Source organism: Dactylosporangium sp. CS-047395, assembly GCF_050942185.1.
Classification (GTDB): Bacteria; Actinomycetota; Actinomycetes; order Mycobacteriales; family Micromonosporaceae; genus Dactylosporangium.
Map to the genome: position 1 here is coordinate 8,405,537 of NZ_CP192015.1, position 18,251 is coordinate 8,423,787.

Here is an 18,251-nt window from a genome sequence, read left to right on the forward strand (position 1 = left end):
TCGACGGCGGCGTGTCCGCGCGGGTGCCCTGCCAGTCGCCCGTGATGGCCCGCCGCTCGGCCGGGCTGAGCACGTCGAGGTCGCCGACGCGGCGCTGCGGGGCCGTGACGGCCGCGGCGAGCAGGCGCACGAACCGGTCCGCGAGCGCGGTCGCGGTGGCGGGGTCGAAGAGATCGGCGCTGTACTCGATGACGCCCGTCAGCCCGTCCTGCCCGTCCTGCTCGGTCACGACGACGCCGAGGTCGAACTGGGCGACGCCGGTGTCGATCGGCACCGGCGTGGTGACCAGCCCCGGCAGGCCCGGCAGCGCGGCCGGCACGTGCTGGAACGCGACCATGACCTGGAACAGCGGGTTGCGGGCCAGGGAGCGCTCCGGGTTGAGCGCCTCCACGACCCGGTCGAACGGCACGTCGGCGTGGCCGAACGCGGCCAGGTCGGCCGCCCGGACGCGGGCCACCAGCTCGGCGAAGGTCGGCGCCCCGGTCAGGTCGGCCCGCAGCACGAGGGTGTTGACGAAGAACCCGGCGAGCTCGTCGAGGCGCTGGTCGGCGCGGCCGGCGACCGGGCTGCCGAGCGGGATGTCGTCGCCGGCGCCGAGGCGGTGCAGCAGCGCGGCCAGGCCGGCCTGCACCACCATGAACGCGGTCGCGCCGGTACGCCGGGCCAGCTCCCGCACCCGCCGGTGGGTGCCGGCGGGCACCTCGAACGTGACGATCCCGCCGGCGTGCGAGGGCTGCGCGGGGCGGGGCCGGTCGGTGGGCAGCGTCAGCTCGGTCGGCGCGCCGGCGAGGGCCGCGCGCCAGAACGCCAGCTGCCGCGCCTGCAAGCTGGCCGGATCGCCCGGTTCCCCGAGGAGGTCGCGCTGCCAGAGGGCGTAGTCGGCGTACTGCACCGGCAGCGGCGCCCAGTCCGGCGCCCGGTCGCGGGTCCGCGCCGCGTAGGCGGTGCCGAGGTCGGCCACGAGCCGCCCCTCCGACCACTCGTCGGTGACGATGTGGTGCAGGAGCAGCAGGAGCACGTGCTCGGACGTGCCCAGCGCGAAGAGGTGCGGCCGGATGAGCGGCTCACCGGCGAGGTCGAAGCCGTGCCGGGCGGCGGTGGCGAGCCGGTCGGGCAGATCGCCCTCGGTGCACGTCTCCGTCCGCCATTCCGGTTGTACCGCCGGCAGCACCCGCTGCACCGGCCGCCCGTCAACGCAGGGGAAGACGGTCCGCAGGCTCTCGTGCCGATCGAGCACGTCCACGAGCGCGTGGCGCAGCGCGTCGGCGTCGAGGGCACCGCTGAGCCGCAGCGCGAACGCCACGTTGTACGTCGGCCCGGGCCCGTTCAGCTCGTGATGCAGCCAGAGCCGATGCTGGGCGGGCGAGACGGGCAGGTGCTCGGGCCGCTCGTACCGGCGCAGCTCCGGCCCCTGCCCCGCGAAGTTCCCCGATCCGAGGTCCCGCGCGGCGAGGGCGGCGACGGTGGGCGAGTCGAACACCGCCCGGACCGGCAGCGCCGTGCCGAAGACCGCCCGCACCCGCGCCGCCAGCGCGGTCGCGGTCAGCGAATGCCCCCCGAGCGCGAAGAAGTCGTCCCCGGTCCCAACCTCGGGCAGGCCGAGCACCTCGGCGAACAGCCCGCAGAGAATCTCCTCGGCGGGAGTCCTGGGCAGGCTGTCCCCGCTCATCCCGGCAAAGTCAGGCGCGGGCAGCGCGCGCTTGTCGACCTTCCCGGCAACGGTCACGGGAATGCACTCCAGCGCGACGTACGCGGCCGGCCGCAGGTGCTCAGGCAGCTTCCCAGCAGCCCACTCCCGCAGCCCGGCGACGTCCCCGACGACGTAGGCGACGAGCCGCCCGTCGACGGCCACGACAACGACCTGGTCGACATCGGGGTGCTCAAGCAGCGCAGCGGCCACTTCCCCGGGTTCGATCCGGAACCCCCGGATCTTCACCTGATCGTCGGCCCGGCCAATGAAGTCGAGCGTCCCGCTTGCATTGCGCCGAACCACGTCCCCGGTCCGATACATCCGCTCCCCGGCCACGAACGGATCGGCCACGAACCGGGCAGCGGTAAGCCCCGGCCGGTCAAGATACCCCCGCCCGAGCTGAGCCCCAGCCAGATACAACTCCCCCTGCACGGCCGGCCGCAGCCACGAGTCGAGGATGTACGCGCGGGTGTTCCCGATCGGCCGCCCCACCGACGGCGTCGCACTGTCCTCGAGCCGGGCCATGAGCGTGTCGACGGTGCACTCGGTCGGCCCGTACAAGTTGATGGCGTCGGTCGCTTCGCGCAGCCCGGTCCACGTCTTCGGGTCGGCCGCCTCCCCACCGAGCGCCACCATCGCCGGCGGCTTGTCCAGCAGCCCGGCGGCGATGAGCGGCCCGGCGAGCGACGGCGTGACGTCGAGGAAGTCGATCCCGTGCCGGTGGACGTAGCCGACGAACAGGTCGGGGTCGCGGCGGGTCTCGTCGTCGAGCAGGTGCAGCTCATGCCCGGCAACGAGGAACAGCAACCCTTCCCACGACGTGTCGAACACCGTCGCCGCCGACAACGCGGCCTTGACCCGCTGCCCGGGCATCACGTGGGCCCGGTGATGCTGGAACAGATTCATCAAACTCGCGTGCTCAACCACCACCCCCTTCGGCCGGCCCGTCGAACCGGACGTGTAGATGAGATAGGCACCGTTACGCGGGTCGATCGCCGGAAGTTCGGCGTCCGCGTCCTCGCCCAGCACGTCGGGGGTGACCACCACCGCCGGGCGCGCGTCCCCGAGCAGGTAGTCGATCCGCTCGGCCGGATAGCCGGCATCGATCGGCAGATACACGCCACCGGAGCGCAACGCGGCCAACCACGCCACCACCGCGTCGACCGTGCGGGGCAACACCACCGCCACCGGCCGCTCCGGCCCAGCCCCTCGCGCAACCAGCACCCGGGCCAGCCGATCCACCCGCTCCGCCAACGCCGCAAACGTCAACGAAACCGAGCCACACCGCACCGCGACCGCGTCCGGCATCCGAGCCACAGTAACGGCGAACTCGTCGAGCAACGTCCCCTCAGGAACCGCCACCACCGTACCACGAACCGTACTGTCCACAGTGGACAGCGAAGCCAGGACAGCGTCCGCCGGTGTCCGCAGCAGCAGGGCGAAGCGGGCCAGGATCCGCTCGGCCGCGGCCCGGGTGTAGAGGTCCGGCCGGTGCTCCAGCCGCAGCCGCAGCCGCGAGCCCGGAACCACGACGAGGCTCAGTGGATAGTGGGTGGCGTCGACCGGAATCCCGCCCCCGATCGCCAGCCCGGGCACGGACGCGGCCGCACCGCCGGTCGGGTAGCTCTCGAACACCGTCAGCGTGTCGAACAGCTCGCCCACCCCGGCGAGCCGCTGCAGGTCGGCCAGCCCGAGGTACTGGTGGTCGAGCAACGCCGCCTGCTCGCCCTGCAACCGCGCGAGGAACCCGGCCCACGTGTCGCTCGGAAGCGCCCGCACCCGCACCGGCACCGTGTTGATGAACAGCCCGACCATGTCCTCGACCCCGGGCAGCCCCGCCGGCCGCCCGGACACGGTCGCGCCGAACACGACGTCGGTACGCCCGGTCAGCTCGGCGAGCACCAGCGCCCAGGCCCCCTGCACGAGGGTGTTGAGCGTGAGCCCGTGCGCGCGGGCCATCGCGACCAGCGGCTCCGGATCGACGATCAGCTCGGCGACCTCGGGCAGCACCGAGGCGGCGGCGGCACCGGGCGCGACCAGCGTCGGCTCCTCGACCCCGGCCAGCGCCGCGCGCCAGGCGTCCTCGGCGACCGCACGGTCCTGTGCGGCGAGCCAGGCCAGATACTCCTTGTACGGGCGCGGAGCGGGCCCGGCCTCCCCCGCGTACAGGGCGAAGAGGTCCCGCATGGCCAGCGGCCCGGACCAGCCGTCCATGAGCAGGTGATGCTGGGTGAGCAGCAGCCGGAAGTCCCCGTCACCGAGACGGGCGAGCACGAACCGCACCAGCGGCGGCCGGGCCGGATCGAACCGCCGGTCCCGCTCGGACGCGGTCAGCTCGGCGAAGGCCGCCTCGGTCAGGTCGAGCGTCACGAACGGCACCGTGACGTCGGCCGGGATGACCTGCACGGCCCGCCCGGACGCGGTGCGGGCGAAGCCACCCCGCAGGTTCGGGTAGCGCTGGAGAAGCGCCGCGGCCGCGGCTTCCAGACGTCCGGCGTCGACGTCCCCGGTGAGCGTGTACACCTGCTGCACCGTGTACACGTCGTGGTCGTCGTCCGCGAGGTAGTACAGGCCCTCCTGGAGCGGCGCGAGCGGCAGCACGTCGGCGAGATCGGGCCGGGCCGCGCTCAGCTCGTCGAGTTCGGCCGCGGTGAGCCCGGCGAGGGGCACGTCGGACGGCGTCAGCGCACCCGCGCCCGGCTCGTGGACGGCGGCCGCGATCGCGACCAGCGCCGCGAACCAGTCGTCGGCGATCCGCCGCGCGTCGGCGTCGTCGAGCGCGGCGGCCGGGTAGGAGAACTCGGCCCGCAGCACCGGCCCCGCCGCGGTGTCCATCGTGGACGCGTTGACCGCGAGCCGGTGCCGGACGGGCATGCCGGGCGCCGCGACCGTGTGCGCGGCCGGCAGCTCACCGGCGATCCCCCAGGCCGTGTCCACCGGGTCGGCGGTGAAGCGGCCCAGGTAGTTGAAGAGGATCTCGGGCTCGGGGCGGCCGGCCGCGTCGAGCAGCCCGTAGCCCACCCCGCCGTCGGGGATCGCGCGGAGGCGTTCCTTGACGCCGCGTACCACGGCGGCCGGGCCACCGGCGGCGGCCGGGAGCCGGACCGGGTACTCGCTGGTGAACCAGCCGACGGTGCGGACCAGGTCGGCCCCCGGTACCAGGGACTCCTCGCGACCGTGGCCTTCGAGGGCCACCAGCGGCTCCGCCTGCGAGCCGAGCCGGCGGGCCAGGGCGAGGACGAGCCCGGCGAGCAGCACGTCCTGCACGCCGGCCCGGAACGTCGTGGGCACCGAGCTCAGCAGCGGCCCGGCGAGGGACGGCTCGACGGTGACGGTGACGGTCCGCAGCGTCGCGGCCGTGTCGCGGGCGGGATCGAGGGGCTCGCCGCCCAGCCGGACGGCGGGTCCGGCGAGCGCGTCCTGCCAGCGCACGGACGGTACAAGATGCAGCAGTTGCTCTGCCCAGACCCGGAACGGGGTGCCCTCGGGAGCGGGGGACGTGCCGCGGGCCGCCGCCGCGAGGTCCTCCGCGATGATGCGCCACGAGACGCCGTCGACGACGAGGTGGTGCGCGACGAGCAGGAGACGGCCGGACTCGGCGCCGCGGTCGAACCACACGGCCTGGACCATGACGCCGCCGGCCGGGTCGAGCCGGTCCGCCGCGGCCTCGCGTTCGTCGAGCAGCGATCCGGGGGCCACGCGCAGCGGCGGGTCGAACGGGGCCTCGGGCACGCTCAGCCGCCAGTCCGGCCCCAGGCGGGCGCCCAGGATCGCGTGCGGGGCGAGCCCGGCGCGCAGGACGCCCGCGACGTCATCGCGGGTCAGGCCGGCCGGGGTGTGCAGCAGCAGCGCCTGCGAGTAGCGCGCGACGTCGGCGCCGAGGTCGCGCAGCCAGCCGATGATCGGGGTCACCGGCACCGGGCCCGCCCCGGAGACGGCGGCGCGCGACGTGAGCGGCGCGGCGACGCGGGCGAGGGCGGCCACGCTCTGGTGCTCGAACACCTGGCGCGGCGCGATGTGCAGGCCGGCCACGCGGGCGCGGGAGACGAGCTGGATGGACAGGATGCTGTCGCCGCCGAGGGCGAAGAAGCCGTCGTCGATCCCGACCGGGCGGCCGAGCAGGTCCGCGAACAGCCCGGCCAGGACGGCCTCGGTAGGGGTGCGGGGCTCGACGGCCGGGCCCGCCTCGGCCGGCGCGGGCAGGGCGCGCTTGTCGACCTTGCCCGCCGCGTTCAGGGGCAGCGCGGCAAGGGCAACCACCGTCGCCGGTACCAGATGGTCCGGCAACCGCGCCGCCGCCCACTCGCGCAGCCCGTCGGCCTCGCCCACCACGTAGGCGACGAGGCGCCGCTCGACCGGGACCACGACGGCCTGGGACACCCGCGGATGGCCGGTCAGCACCGCCTCGATCTCGGCCGGCTCGACCCGGAAGCCGCGGATCTGCACCTGGTCGTCGGTGCGGCCGAGGAACTCCAGGCGGTCGTCGAGCGTGCGGCGGACGAGGTCGCCGGTGCGGTACATGCGGGCGCCGGGCCGGAACGGGTCGGCCACGAACCGCTCGGCGGTCAGCCCGGGCGCGCCCAGGTAGCCGCGGGCGAGCCCGTCGCCGCCGAGGTACAGCTCGCCGGGGGCGCCGGGCGGGACGGGGCGGAGCCGGTCGTCGAGCACGTACGCGGTGCGGTTGAGCTCGGGCCGCCCGATCAGCACTGGCCCGCCCTCGGCGACCCAGGTGGTGGCGGTGACGGTGGTTTCCGTCGGGCCGTACGCGTTGATGAGGGTGCGCCCGCGCGACCACCGCGCGACCACGTCGGCCGGCGTCGACTCCCCGCCGATGGTGACCGTGACGCCGGCCGGCAGCGCGTCCTCGGGCAGGGTCGCGAGCAGCGCGGGCGGCAGGTCGACGTGGGTGAGCCGGTGCGCGGTCACGAAGGCCCCGAGCGCCGGCCCGAGCCGCGCGTCGTCGGGCACGACGACGAGCGTGCCGCCGGCCAGGATCGACGCCGCCAGCTCGGAGAACGCCACGTCGACGGCGGGCCCGACGAACTGCGCCGCGCGGGTGCCCGGCCCGGTCCCGAAGACCGCGCGGACGCTCTCGACCAGGCCCGCGAGCCCGGCGTGCGGGACCACGACGCCCTTGGGCCGCCCGGTCGAGCCGGACGTGTAGATGACGTACGCCGGGTGCTCCGGCCGCAGCGCCACCACCGGCGCCGCTAGGTCACCGCCGGCGGGGACCTCGGTGACGACGGCGACCGGCGCGGCGTCGCGCAGCTGGGCCTCGATGCGCTCGGCGGGGTGGTTGACGTCGAGCGGCAGGTACCCGGCGCCGGACTTGGCCACCGCGAGCAGCGCCACGATCAGGTCGGCCGAGCGCGGCAGCCGCACCCCGACGAACCGCTCGGGCGCGGCCCCGGCGGCGACGAGCGCGTGGGCGAGCCGGTTCGACCGCGCGTCCAGCTCGGCATAGGTCAGCGCGACCGCCCCGTCCTGCACGGCGATCGCGTCCGGACGCGCGGCCACCTGCGCGGCGAACAGCTCGGGCAGCGTCCGCGCCGCGACGGCCCGCCGCTCTCCCTCGAGCGTCGCCCGCTCGCCCGGCCCGAACAGGTCGACCGCCCCGATGGCCCGCCCGGGCTCGGCCGTGACGGCCTCCAGCAGCCGCACGAACCGCGCCGCCAGGGTTTCCACGGTCGCCTTGTCGAAGAGCCCGCTCCGGTACTCGATGCTGCCCGCCAGTCCCCCCTCGCGCTCGGCGACGTCGAACGTGAGGTCGAACTTGGCCGTCCCGGTGTCCACCAGCCGCGGCGTGGCCCGCAGCCCGGGGAATCCGGCGACGGCGGGCAGTTGCGCCTGGTAGGACACCATGACCGAGAACAGCGGATGGTACGCGAGCGACCGGTGCGGGTTGAGCGCCTCGACGAGCCGGTCGAAGGGCAGCTCCTGATGCGCGAGCGCGGCCAGGTCGGCGGCGCGGACCCGGCCGAGCAGCTCGGCGAAGCTCGGGTCGCCGGACACGTCGGTGCGCAGCACGACGGTGTTCACGAAGAACCCGGCGAGCCGCTCGAGCGCGTCGTCGGACCGGCCGGCGACGGGCGTCCCGAGCGGAATGTCGTCCCCGGCTCCGAGCCGCGACAGCAGCGCGGCGACGGCGGCCTGGACGGTCATGAACAGCGTGACCCCGTGCGCCCGGGCCAGCGCGCGGAGCCGCTGTTCCAGCCCGGCCGGAATCTCGAACCCGACGGTGCCGCCGGCCACCGACATCTCCCCGGCCCGCGCCCGGTCGGCGGGCAGCCGCAACGTCTCGGGCGCTCCCGCGAGGGCCTCGCGCCAGAAGGTGAGATGCTCCTCGACGGGCAGCGCGGCCTGCCAGACGGCGTAGTCGGCGTACCGGACGGGCAGCGGCACGAAGCTCGGCGCCCGCCCGTCCTTCCGGGCGGCATACGCGACGGCGAGGTCGTCGAGCATCGGCGTGAGCGACCACTCGTCCCCGGCGATGTGGTGCACGACGAGCAGCAGCGTGTGCCGCTCGCTCCCGTCCGTGAACAGCGTCGCCCGCAGCGGCGTCTCCCGCGTGATGTCGAACGGCACCCGCACCGCCGCCGCGATGTCCACTGTGGAGCTGACGGTGAAGGCCGGCGCGTCCCGCAGCTCGGGTGCGGGCGCACCGTCGCGCTCGGGGAACACGGTACGCAGCGGCTCATGCCGGGCCACGAGGTCGCGCAACGCGGCCCGGAGCGCCTCGACGTCGAGGGGCCCGTCGAGGTCGATCGCGAGGGGCAGGTTGTAGGTGGCGCTGGGCCCGTCGACCCGTTCGATCGACCAGAGCCGCCGCTGCGCGGGCGACAACACCTGCCCGACGGCCACACCGGGCTGGATCGGCGGCCGCGCCACCCGGCGCTCGGCCCCGGCGAGGTGCGCGGCCAGCCCCGCCACGGTGGGCGCGTCGAACACGTCCCGCAGCGCGAGGTCCACCCCGAACACCGCGCGGACGCGGGCGGCGACCCGGGCGGCGAGCAGCGAATGCCCGCCGAGCGCGAAGAAGTCGTCCCGGACCCCGACCGCCTCGACGCCGAGCACCTCGGCGAAGATCCCGGCGAGCAGCTCCTCCTCCGGCGTGCGGGCGGCTTCCACGGTTCCGGCCGTCAACTCCGGCGCCGGCAGGGCGTTGCGGTCGAGTTTCCCGTTGGGCGTCGTCGGCAGCGTGTCGAGGGCCAGGACCGCCGACGGCACCATGTAGTCCGGCAGCGCCTCGGCGGCCGTCCGGCGCAAGGCCGCGCGGTCCACTGTGGACGGCGTGACGTAGGCGACGAGGCGGCGGTCGCCCGGCCGGTCCTCGCGGATGACGGCGACCGCGCGCTGCACGGCCGGTTGGGCGGCCAGCACGGCCTCGATCTCGCCCAGTTCGATCCGGAACCCGCGCAGCTTCACCTGGTGGTCGACCCGCCCGAGCACGTCGAACGTGCCGTCGGGGCGGCGGACGGCGAGGTCGCCGGTGCGGTACATGCGCTCGCCCGGCGCGTACGGGTCGGCGACGAACCGGGCCGCGGTCAGCCCCGGCCGGTTCAGGTAGCCGCGGGCCACGCCGGCGCCGCCGAGGTACAGCTCGCCGGGGAATCCGTCGGGCACCGGGCGCAGGGCGGCGTCGAGCACGTAGGCGCGGGTGTTCCAGATGGGCCGGCCGACGCTCACGGTGTCGTCGGTGAGCCGGTACGCGGTCGACCAGATCGTGGTCTCGGTCGGGCCGTACAGGTTGGTCACCTCGGCCGCGTGCTTGCGCAGCGCGGCGGCCAGGTCGGGCGGGAGCGCCTCGCCGCCGACGAGGACCCGCAGGCCGGACAGGGCCGCGGCGCCGCCCGGGGCCTCGATCAGCGCCCGCCACAGGGTCGGGGTGGCCTGCACGACGGTCGCCCCGGTCCGCCGCACGAGCGCGGCCAGAGCCTCGGGGTCCTGCACGGTCTCCTTGGCCGCGAGCACGACGGCCGCCCCGGACAGCAGCGGCAGGAACAGCTCCAGCCCGCTGATGTCGAAGCTCACCGTGGTCACGGCGACCAGCCGGTCGGACGCCGCGAGCGGGATCTCCTCGCGCATGGCGAGCAGGAAGTTCACCAGGTTCTCGCGGGTGACCACGACACCCTTGGGCCGCCCGGTCGAGCCGGACGTGTAGAGCACGTACGCCGCGTCGTCCGCGCGGTGCACCAGCGGCGGGCAGGGCGCGGCCGCGGCCGGAATGCCGCCGTCGAGGCTCAGCACGGGGACGGTGGTCGACGGCGCGGGCACGGCCGAGGACGTGACGAGCAGGGCGGGGGCGCTGTCCGCGAGCATCCAGGCCAGGCGGTCGGCCGGGAAGTCGGGGTCGAGCGGCAGGTAGGCGGCGCCGGTGCGCTGGATCGCGAGCAGCGTGACCAGCAGGTCGGCGGTGCGCGGCAGGCACACGGCGACGGTGCGGCCGCTGGTTCCACCGCGCTCGTGCAGCACGGCCGCGAGCTGCTCCACGCGGGCGGTGAGGTCGGCGTACGAAACGGCTCCGGCCGGATCGATCACCGCGACCGCATCCGGCTCGCCGCGCCAGAGCGCAGCGAAGCCGGCCGGCGGCAGCTCACGGCCGGTGTCGTCGACGGCCGGCGCCGCGGCCAGCCCCAGCCGGCCGAGGAACACGTCGGGAGCGGCCTGCCCGAACGCCGTGAACAGCGCGGCGAGCCGGTCGGTGTGCGCGGCGAGCTGCGCCGCCGTGTAGCGCGCCGGATTCGCGTCCACGACCAGCTCGATGACGTCGCCACCCCGGTCGTCCACGGTGATCGACAGGTCGTCGACCGGCCCGGCGGAGAGGTAGCGCGGTGTCCCCGGCGCGCCCGCGAAGGACAGCACCGCGCCGAACGGCTTGATGTTCACCCACGGCCCGACCAGCCGCCGTTCCCCGCCGACGAGGCCCAGGTCGCGCCGGATGTCCTCGCCGCGGTACCGCTGATGGGGCCGTAGCGTCCGGATCTCCGCCGCCACCCGCTTGACCAGCCCGGACACGGTGTCGGCGGCGGACACGGCGACCCGCAGCGGCAGCACGTTCACCGCGTTGACGGGGACCTTCGCCGCGACCGAGCCGAGCCGCCCCATCATCGGCAGACCCAGCACCACCTCGGCGGAGCCGGTGAGCCGCGCGACGTACAGGGCGACCACCGCCAGCACCGCCTCGACCCGCGCGGACGCCGCCGCCACGGTGACGCGGTGGCGCAGGAACGTCGGGCTCGGACGGCTGGAACCCGCGGCGAGGTCGGGCACCTCGATGCCGGCCAGGTGCTCGCGCCAGAACGCGCGGTCGGCGGTGAACCGCTCCGACGCGCGATAGGCGAGGTCCTCGGCCACGACGTCGGCGAGCCGCCCGAACGGCGACGGCGCCGGCTCCTCGCCCGCGGCCAGGGCGCTGTAGACAGCGGCGAGCCGCTGGGCCACGAGCGCGAACGTGTAGGCGTCCATCACCACGTGGTGGCAGCGCTGGTACCACGTCCACTGCCCCGGCCCGCGCCGGATCAGCGTCTGCGCGAACAGCGGCCCGCGCTCCAGGTCGACCGGCTCGGCCAGCGCCGCCTGCATGAACGCGTCGGGGTCGGCGGGCGCCACGACCTCGAGCCGCCACTCGGGCGAGGCGATCTCCTGCCGCGGCCCGTCGACGACCCGGACCCGCAGTGCCTCGGCCTCGCCGATGACCAGCCGCAGCGCGCGCTCGAAGACGACCGGGTCGAGGTCGCCGGCGATGTCCACGCAGGCCGCCGTCGTGAACGCGGGGCCGGGGTCCAGCTGGTGGGCGTACCAGACGCCCGCCTGTGCTCCGGTGAGTTCAAGACGGTCGATCACGTGGCGGCTCTCCTTGAGCAGCGCAGGGCCCACCGCACGGGTCGATGCGGCGGGATGCGTGGTTCCTTCGGGGTTGCGGCGGGATTGCGTTACGAGGCGCGCGCGGCCATCTCGGCGATGAGGCCGGCCGGGCGCATGTCGGTCCAGTTCCGCTCGACGAAGTCCAGGCAGGCGTCCCGCCCGTCCTCGCCGAAGACCACTCGCCAGCCGGCCGGCACCTCGGCGAAGACCGGCCAGAGCGAGTGCTGGTGTTCGTCGTTGACCAGCACGAAGTACCGGCCGTCGGGGTCCTCGAAGGGATTCGTCATCGCGCTGCCTCCTTGACGCCGGCCGCCCAGGACAGGCCGTCGGGCGAGGGGACCAGGCCGTCGTCGAGCAGCGGCAGCTCGTGCGCGGCCACCCCCTGCACGCCGCGGACCTGGATGTTGTTCATCTCCGCCATCACCTCGCGGACCACGGGGGTGCCGAAGAGGTGGTGCATGCGCTCCCCGGACGGGGTCTGCATGCTGCCGGTCCGCTCGACCGCGCCCGCGAGATCGTCGGACGCCGACTGGAACGAGCTGACCAGGGCCCGCTCCCCCGAGTGCGCGCCGGCGACCAGGGTCACGAACGCCTCCAGGTCGGTGACGTCGAGGTTGGTGACCTTGCGGGCCTTCCAGAAGTACGACTCCTCGTTGGTCTGCATGTCGTAGAACGCGGAGAGGAACTCGTAGAAGACGCGGTACTCGCGGCGGTAGCGCCCCTCGAACTCGGCGAACACCCGCTCCTCGGGCAGGGTGCCGTCGAGCACGCTGTTGATCGAGCGGGCGGCGAGCAGGCCGGCGTAGGTGGCCAGGTGCACGCCGGTGGAGAACACCGGGTCGATGAAGCACGCGGCGTCGCCGACCAGCACCATGCCGGGGCGGTGGAAGGTGCTGTTCGTGTACGAGTAGTCCTTGCGCGTGCGCAGCTCGCCGTAGACGCCCTCGGTGACCCGGGTCGCGCCGGACAGGAAGTCCTTGACGATCTCGCAGCGGTCGATGAACCCGCGCAGCGCCCGCTCCTGGTCGCCCTGGAGGCGGTTGGCGTGCTCGCGGGAGATCACGGCGCCGACACTGGTGAGGGTGTCGGACAGCGGGATGTACCAGATCCAGCCCTCGTCGAACGCGGCGCACAGGATGTTGCCGGAATCGGGCGCGGGCAGCCGCTTGCCGCCCTCGAAGTAGCCGAAGAGCGCGATGTTCTTGAAGAACTCGGAGTAGATCCGCTCGCCGCCGACGTGCTGGTGGACGCGGCTGCGGTTGCCGGAGGCGTCGACCACGAACGTCGCGTGGATCTCGTGCTCGGCGCCCTCGGCGTCGGTGTACCGCACCCCGCGCACCCGCTCCGCGTCGGCCATGACGTCGGTGACGGGGCAGTTCTCGCGCACGTCGACGCCGTTGCGCTGGGCGTTGCGCAGCAGGATGTCGTCGAACTTCATCCGCTCGACCTGGTAGGCGGTCGACGTCGGGCCGGACAGCTCGGGCGCCACGGCGAAGAGGAAGTTCCACGGCACCGGGTTGGTGCCCCAGCGGAAGCTGCCGCCGCGCTTGACGGTGAAGCCGGCCTGCTCGAGCTCCTCGGTGACGCCGAGCATCCGGCCGATGCCGTGCACGGTCGAGGGGAGCAGGGATTCCCCGATCTGGTACCGCGGGAAGGTCTCCTTCTCCAGCAGCACCACCCGGTGGCCGCGCTTGGCGAGCAGCGTGGCGGCGGTCGATCCGCCGGGTCCGCCGCCGACGACCACGACGTCGGCGTTCTCGATGATCGGGCTCAACGCTTCTCCTCCAGCAGGTTCGACCAGGCGGCGACCGTCGGGTCCAGCGCCAGGTCCAGGTATCCGGCCTCGAGGCCGGCGGCGCGCCAGCGGGTCGCGAGGCTCATCAGCCGGATCGAGTCGAGGCCGAGGTCGATGAGGTTGTCGTCGTCGGCGAACGCGGCGGGCTCGTCGGCAACTTCCGCGAGCGCCTCGGCGACGTCGGTGCGCATCCGCTCGATGTTCATGGGTGGCCTTTCCAGCGTGTTAGGCAAGGCTAACCTAATTGTTTCGGGTGAGTAAAGCGGCCTTCGCGTTCATTCACGCGGATATATCAAGGAAGAGCAGTTCAGCCCGTTTGTGGCCTAAGTCATGGATTCCGATGGAGCGGAATCCGGCCCGCGCGAACATCCGCCGGGCCACCACGTGCCGCTCGTCGGGGTCGGCGAACACCCGCCGGCAGCGCGGGTCGGCGATGGCCAGACCCTCGGCGACCGCGCGCACCATGGCCCGGCCGAGCCCCCGCCCGGTCTGCGCGAGGTCCCCGATCGCGAGGTGCACGCCCAGGTCGTAGGGGTCGGCGTCGTACTGGCGGCCGACCACGTCGCGCGGGGTGCGGTAGACCTCCAGATAGGACAGTGGCTCGCCCTCGTACGCCACGACGTACGGCCGGGAGTGCTCGCCCGCCAGCTGCCCGGCGAGCTCGTCGGCCCAGCGCGACGGCGGCCAGGCGGCGTGCCAGAAGGCCTCGACGTGCGGCTCGCACATCCAGCGGCTCACGAGGCCGGCGTCGGCGGGCCTCAACGACCAGGGCGCGCGGAGCACCGGGGCGGGCGGAGGCCCCGCCGCAACGACCGCTGCGGCGAGGCCTGCCGTCACTTCTCGGCTCGACACTCAGCCGGTCGCCTTGGCCGCGGTCGAGATCGTGGGCAGGACGTTCTCGATGATGTACTGCACCGACAGCGGCGTCGGCGTGCGCAGCGAGGAGAACTGGGCGCCGGACAGCGCCGCGTAGGACCCGCGCTTGACCGCGGTCAGCCCCGTGAACAGCGCGTTGCCCTCGAGCTGGGGCTTGAGGCCGTCCTCGGCGTAGTAGACGAGCACCACGTCGGTGTCCAGGACCTGGGTCTTCTCCAGGCTCAGCTGCACCGCGAAGTCCTCGCCCGGCAGGGCGGCGACGCCCGGGGCCAGCACCATGCCGAAGTCGTTGAGCATCTTCACGCCGGCGTCCTTGTCGGAGCGCAGCACGCCGATGGAGCCGGCCTCCCACATCTGGCTCAGCGAGAACTTCTTGCCGGCCAGCTCCGGGTGGTCCGACTTGGCCTTGGTGACCTTGGCCTCGACGTCGGTGATGACCTTCTCGGCGTCGGCCGACCGGCCCACCGCCTTGCCGACCTGGCGCAGCGTGGTCTGCCAGGAGTCCTCGAACGGGCCCGTGGTCTCGAACGCGGTGGTCGGCGCCAGCTTGGCGAGCTTGTCGTACTCGTCCTTGATGTAGTAGTCGCCGCCGGCCAGGATCAGGTCCGGGTTGAGCGCCGCGATCTTCTCGATGTCGAAGCCGGTGTCGCCCGCGGTGAGCACGGTCGGGCCGCCGCTCAGCTTCGGCTTGGCCCACGGCGTGACGCCACCCTCGCCGGAGGACTCGGCGATGCCGACCGGCTGCACGCCCAGCACCAGCAGCGCGTCCAGGTCGGCGTCGGACAGGGCCACGATCCGCTTCGGCTCCGCCTTGACCTCGGCGGTGCCCAGCTTGTGGGTCAGCGACACCGGGTAGCTCGCGGCGGCGGGCGCGCCCGAACCGGCCGGGGCAGCGCCCTCGCTCGTGGAGTCGTCGCCGCACGCGCTGAGCAGCGCGAGCCCGGCGATCAGAGCGACGCCGGCCGCCGCGAAGCGCTGGGCGGGGCGCAGGGAAAAGGTCATGTCGGGCCTCACAGTCGGGGTTAGGTTAGGCTAACCTAAGCGATCGATCCGGCCGAGGGCAAGACAGCTCCCAATATGAGTTAAGGCTAACCTTCGTTCGAGGTTCAGCGATAGAGGTGACAATTTTGCCGGTAGTCGTCCCGAAGGTGAACGACCGCGTCTCCACCCGATCGAGCCGTCCGCTGGCGCTGCTCGTGCTGGCGTGCGCGGCCGGTCTCGCGGTCCTGCTCAGCCTGGCCGTCGGCGCCCAGACGCTGAGCCCCGTCGAAGTGTGGCGGGCCCTGGTCTCCCCCGCGACGGCGGCCCCCGACGCGGTGGCGATCATCCGCGAGCTGCGGCTGCCCCGCACCATTCTCGGCGTGCTCGTCGGGCTCGCCCTGGGTGCCGCCGGCGCGCTCATGCAGGGCCACACCCGCAACCCGCTCGCCGATCCGGGCCTGCTCGGCATCTCGGCCGGCGCCTCGTTCGCGGTCGTCATCGGCATCCAGCTCGGCGCGCTGACCCTCGCCGGGTACATCTGGTTCGCCTTCGCCGGCGCCCTGCTCGCCAGCGTCCTGGTCTTCGCGATCGCCGCCGGCCGGCGCGGCGGCCCGACCCCGGTCACCCTGGCCCTGGCCGGCATGGCGATCAGCGCGCTGCTGGCCTCGTGCACGCAGTCGATGCTGCTGGCCGACAACGCCAGCCTCAACGTCTTCCGGTTCTGGGTCGTCGGCTCGCTGTCCGGCCGCGACGCCCACGTGGCCGCGCAGGTCGCCCCGTTCATCGCGGCCGGCCTGCTGCTCGCGGTCGTCAACTCCCCCGCGCTGAACGTGCTCGGCCTCGGCGAGGACGTCGCCCGCGCGGTCGGCCAGCGGGTCCTCGCCGCCCGCGCGGTCGGGGTCGCGGCCATCGTGCTGCTGGCCGGCGCGGCCACGGCGGCCTGCGGCCCGATCGGCTTCCTGGGCCTCATCGTCCCGCACATCGCGCGCACGTTCACCGGACCCGACCACCGCTGGCTCGTCCCCTGCTCCGCGCTCGCCGGCGCGGCGCTGCTGCTGGTCGCCGACGTGCTCGGCCGCGTGGTCGTCTCGCCCGGCGAGCTGCAGACCGGCATCGTGCTGGCCGTCGTGGGCGCGCCCTTCTTCATCGCCCTGGTACGCCGCCGCAAGGGAGTCGTGCGCCTGTGAGCAGAACCGTCGTGCGGACCCGGTTCTTCTCGGCGGTGCTGCCCCTGCGCTCGGCCGCCGTCGCGCTCGTCGCCCTGGCCGCGGCCCTGACCGTCGCGGTGTTCGCGATCGGCCGGGGCAGTTACGCCATCCCACCGGGGACTGTCGTGGATGTGCTGCTCGGCGGCGGTACACCCGGACAGCAGTTGGTCATCCTCGACCTCCGCCTGCCGCGCATCCTCGGCGCCCTGCTCGTCGGCGCCGCCCTCGGGCTGTCCGGTGCCCTGACCCAGACCTTCGCCCGCAACCCCCTCGCCACGCCGGACGTCCTCGGCGTGACCAGCGGCGCCTCCCTCGGCGCCGTCGCGCTCATCGTCCTCGGCGGCAGCGGCGGCGTGGCCGGCGTCCCCCTCGCCGCGCTGGCCGGCGGGCTCCTCGCGGCCGCCCTCGTCTACGTGCTCGCCTGGCGCCGCGGCATCGACGGCTACCGCCTGGTGCTGGTCGGGCTCGGCGTCGGCGAGATCGTGCAGAGCGGCGTGTCGTGGTTCCTCGTGCGGGCCGAGATCGTCGACGCCTACCGGGCCACCGTCTGGCTCAACGGCTCGGTCGCGGGCGTGGAGTGGGAGCAGGTCCGCCCGCTCGCGATCGCCCTCGCGTTCCTCGTGCCGGCCGCCCTCGCCACCGGCTTCACCCTGCGGGCGATCCAGTTCGACGACGACGTCGCTCGTTCCCTGGGTGTACGGCTCCAGCTCGCCCGGCTCGCCGTCGTGCTCACCGCGATCGCGCTGGCCGCGGCCGCTGTGTCCGCCGCCGGCCCGATCGAGTTCGTGGCCTTCGTGGTGCCCCAGGTCGCGCTGCGCCTGTGCCGCGGCTCGCGACCCCCGCTGCTCACCTCGGCCGTCCTCGGCGCGCTGCTCGTCGCCGGGGCCGATCTCGTCGCCCGCACCGTGCTGCCCGGCCGCGAACTGCCGGTCGGCCTGGTCACCGCGATCGTGGGCGCGCCGTACCTGTTGTGGCTGCTCGTGCGTACGAACCGGAGGAACTCGGCATGACCACCAGGCTTCAGGCGCGCGGCCTGCGGCTCGCGTACGGCGACCACGTCGTCGTCGACGGCCTCGACCTCGACGTGCCCACCGGCGCCGTCACCGCGGTCGTCGGCCCCAACGGCTGCGGCAAGTCCACCCTCCTGCGCGCGCTCGGCCGCCTCCTGCGCCCGCAGGCCGGCGAAGTCCTCCTCGACGGCCGGCGCATCGAGCGCATCCCTACCCGCGAGGTCGCCCGCATCATCGGCATGCTCCCGCAGAGCCCGGTCGCCCCGGACGGCCTGACCGTCGCCGACCTCGTCATGCGCGGCCGCCACCCGCACCAGAACTGGTTCCGCCAGTGGTCGGCCGGCGACGAGTCGATCGTCACCGAGGCCCTGGAGTGGACCGACATGCGCGACCTGGCCGACCGCCCCGTCGACGCCCTCTCCGGCGGCCAGCGCCAGCGCGCCTGGCTGTCCATGGCGCTCGCCCAGGGCACCGAGATCCTGCTGCTGGACGAGCCGACGACGTACCTCGACCTCTCCCACCAGATCGACGTCCTCGACCTCGTCGCCCGCCTGCACCGCGACCGCGGCCGCACGATCGTCATGGTCCTGCACGACCTCAACCTCGCCGCCCGCTACGCCGACCACGTGATCGCCATGCGCGACGGCCGGATCGTGGCCCAGGGCAGCCCCGCCGACGTCTTCACCCCCGAGCTCCTCGCGACCGTCTTCGGCCTGCAGGCGCTCGTCGTGCCCGACCCGGCGACGGGTACGCCACTGGTCGTACCGCTGCCTAAAGTGGCGGTGTGAACCTCACCGCGCGCTTCCACGGGGTTCACCCCCGAGCTC

General features: G+C 74.2%; 9 protein-coding genes (1 of these 9 cut by a window edge). 3 read left to right on the forward strand and 6 right to left on the reverse strand.

What is annotated here, in order from left to right; all coding sequences use genetic code 11:
- The 6 genes from ACQP00_RS39380 to ACQP00_RS39405 form a co-directional block, all read right to left on the reverse strand.
- Nucleotides 1-11,533 carry the 5' portion of an amino acid adenylation domain-containing protein gene (locus tag ACQP00_RS39380; protein WP_433206346.1) on the reverse strand. Its footprint begins 2,960 nt before the window's first position, so 11,533 of the gene's 14,493 nt are visible here — the first part of the coding sequence; the start codon lies at nt 11,531-11,533; the stop codon falls past the left edge of the window.
- Nucleotides 11,534-11,622: 89 nt separating this feature from the next.
- Nucleotides 11,623-11,841: an MbtH family protein gene (locus tag ACQP00_RS39385; protein WP_433206349.1), complete on the reverse strand. Its 219-nt coding sequence runs from the start codon at nt 11,839-11,841 to the stop codon at nt 11,623-11,625.
- On the reverse strand, nt 11,838-13,328 hold the full coding sequence (locus ACQP00_RS39390; RefSeq protein WP_433206352.1) for a tryptophan 7-halogenase: 1,491 nt from the start codon (nt 13,326-13,328) through the stop codon (nt 11,838-11,840). Before ACQP00_RS39390 ends, ACQP00_RS39385 begins: the two co-directional genes overlap by 4 nt.
- Nucleotides 13,325-13,555: a phosphopantetheine-binding protein gene (locus ACQP00_RS39395; protein ID WP_433206355.1), complete on the reverse strand. Its 231-nt coding sequence runs from the start codon at nt 13,553-13,555 to the stop codon at nt 13,325-13,327. Before ACQP00_RS39395 ends, ACQP00_RS39390 begins: the two co-directional genes overlap by 4 nt.
- A gap of 73 nt (nt 13,556-13,628) precedes the next feature.
- On the reverse strand, nt 13,629-14,087 hold the full coding sequence (locus ACQP00_RS39400; RefSeq protein ID WP_433206358.1) for a GNAT family N-acetyltransferase: 459 nt from the start codon (nt 14,085-14,087) through the stop codon (nt 13,629-13,631).
- A gap of 114 nt (nt 14,088-14,201) precedes the next feature.
- Complete coding sequence (locus tag ACQP00_RS39405; RefSeq protein ID WP_433206361.1) at nt 14,202-15,227, reverse strand: iron-siderophore ABC transporter substrate-binding protein; 1,026 nt, start codon at nt 15,225-15,227, stop codon at nt 14,202-14,204.
- Between the two features lie 116 nt (nt 15,228-15,343).
- On the opposite strand from ACQP00_RS39405, the gene ACQP00_RS39410 reads away from it, so the two are divergent.
- The 3 genes from ACQP00_RS39410 to ACQP00_RS39420 are packed head-to-tail and all read left to right on the forward strand — an operon-like array spanning nt 15,344 to nt 18,212.
- Nucleotides 15,344-16,393, forward strand: coding sequence for a FecCD family ABC transporter permease (locus ACQP00_RS39410; protein WP_433206364.1), 1,050 nt, complete (start codon nt 15,344-15,346; stop codon nt 16,391-16,393).
- Nucleotides 16,390-17,424 carry a FecCD family ABC transporter permease gene (locus ACQP00_RS39415; protein ID WP_433206367.1) on the forward strand — a complete coding sequence of 345 codons (1,035 nt, stop codon included), beginning with the start codon at nt 16,390-16,392 and terminating at the stop codon, nt 17,422-17,424. Before ACQP00_RS39410 ends, ACQP00_RS39415 begins: the two co-directional genes overlap by 4 nt.
- Entirely contained in the window at nt 17,421-18,212 is a 792-nt protein-coding gene (locus ACQP00_RS39420) for an ABC transporter ATP-binding protein (protein WP_433206370.1), read from the forward strand. The genes ACQP00_RS39415 and ACQP00_RS39420 overlap by 4 nt, the downstream gene beginning before the upstream one ends.
- The last annotated feature ends 39 nt before the right edge of the window (nt 18,213-18,251 follow it).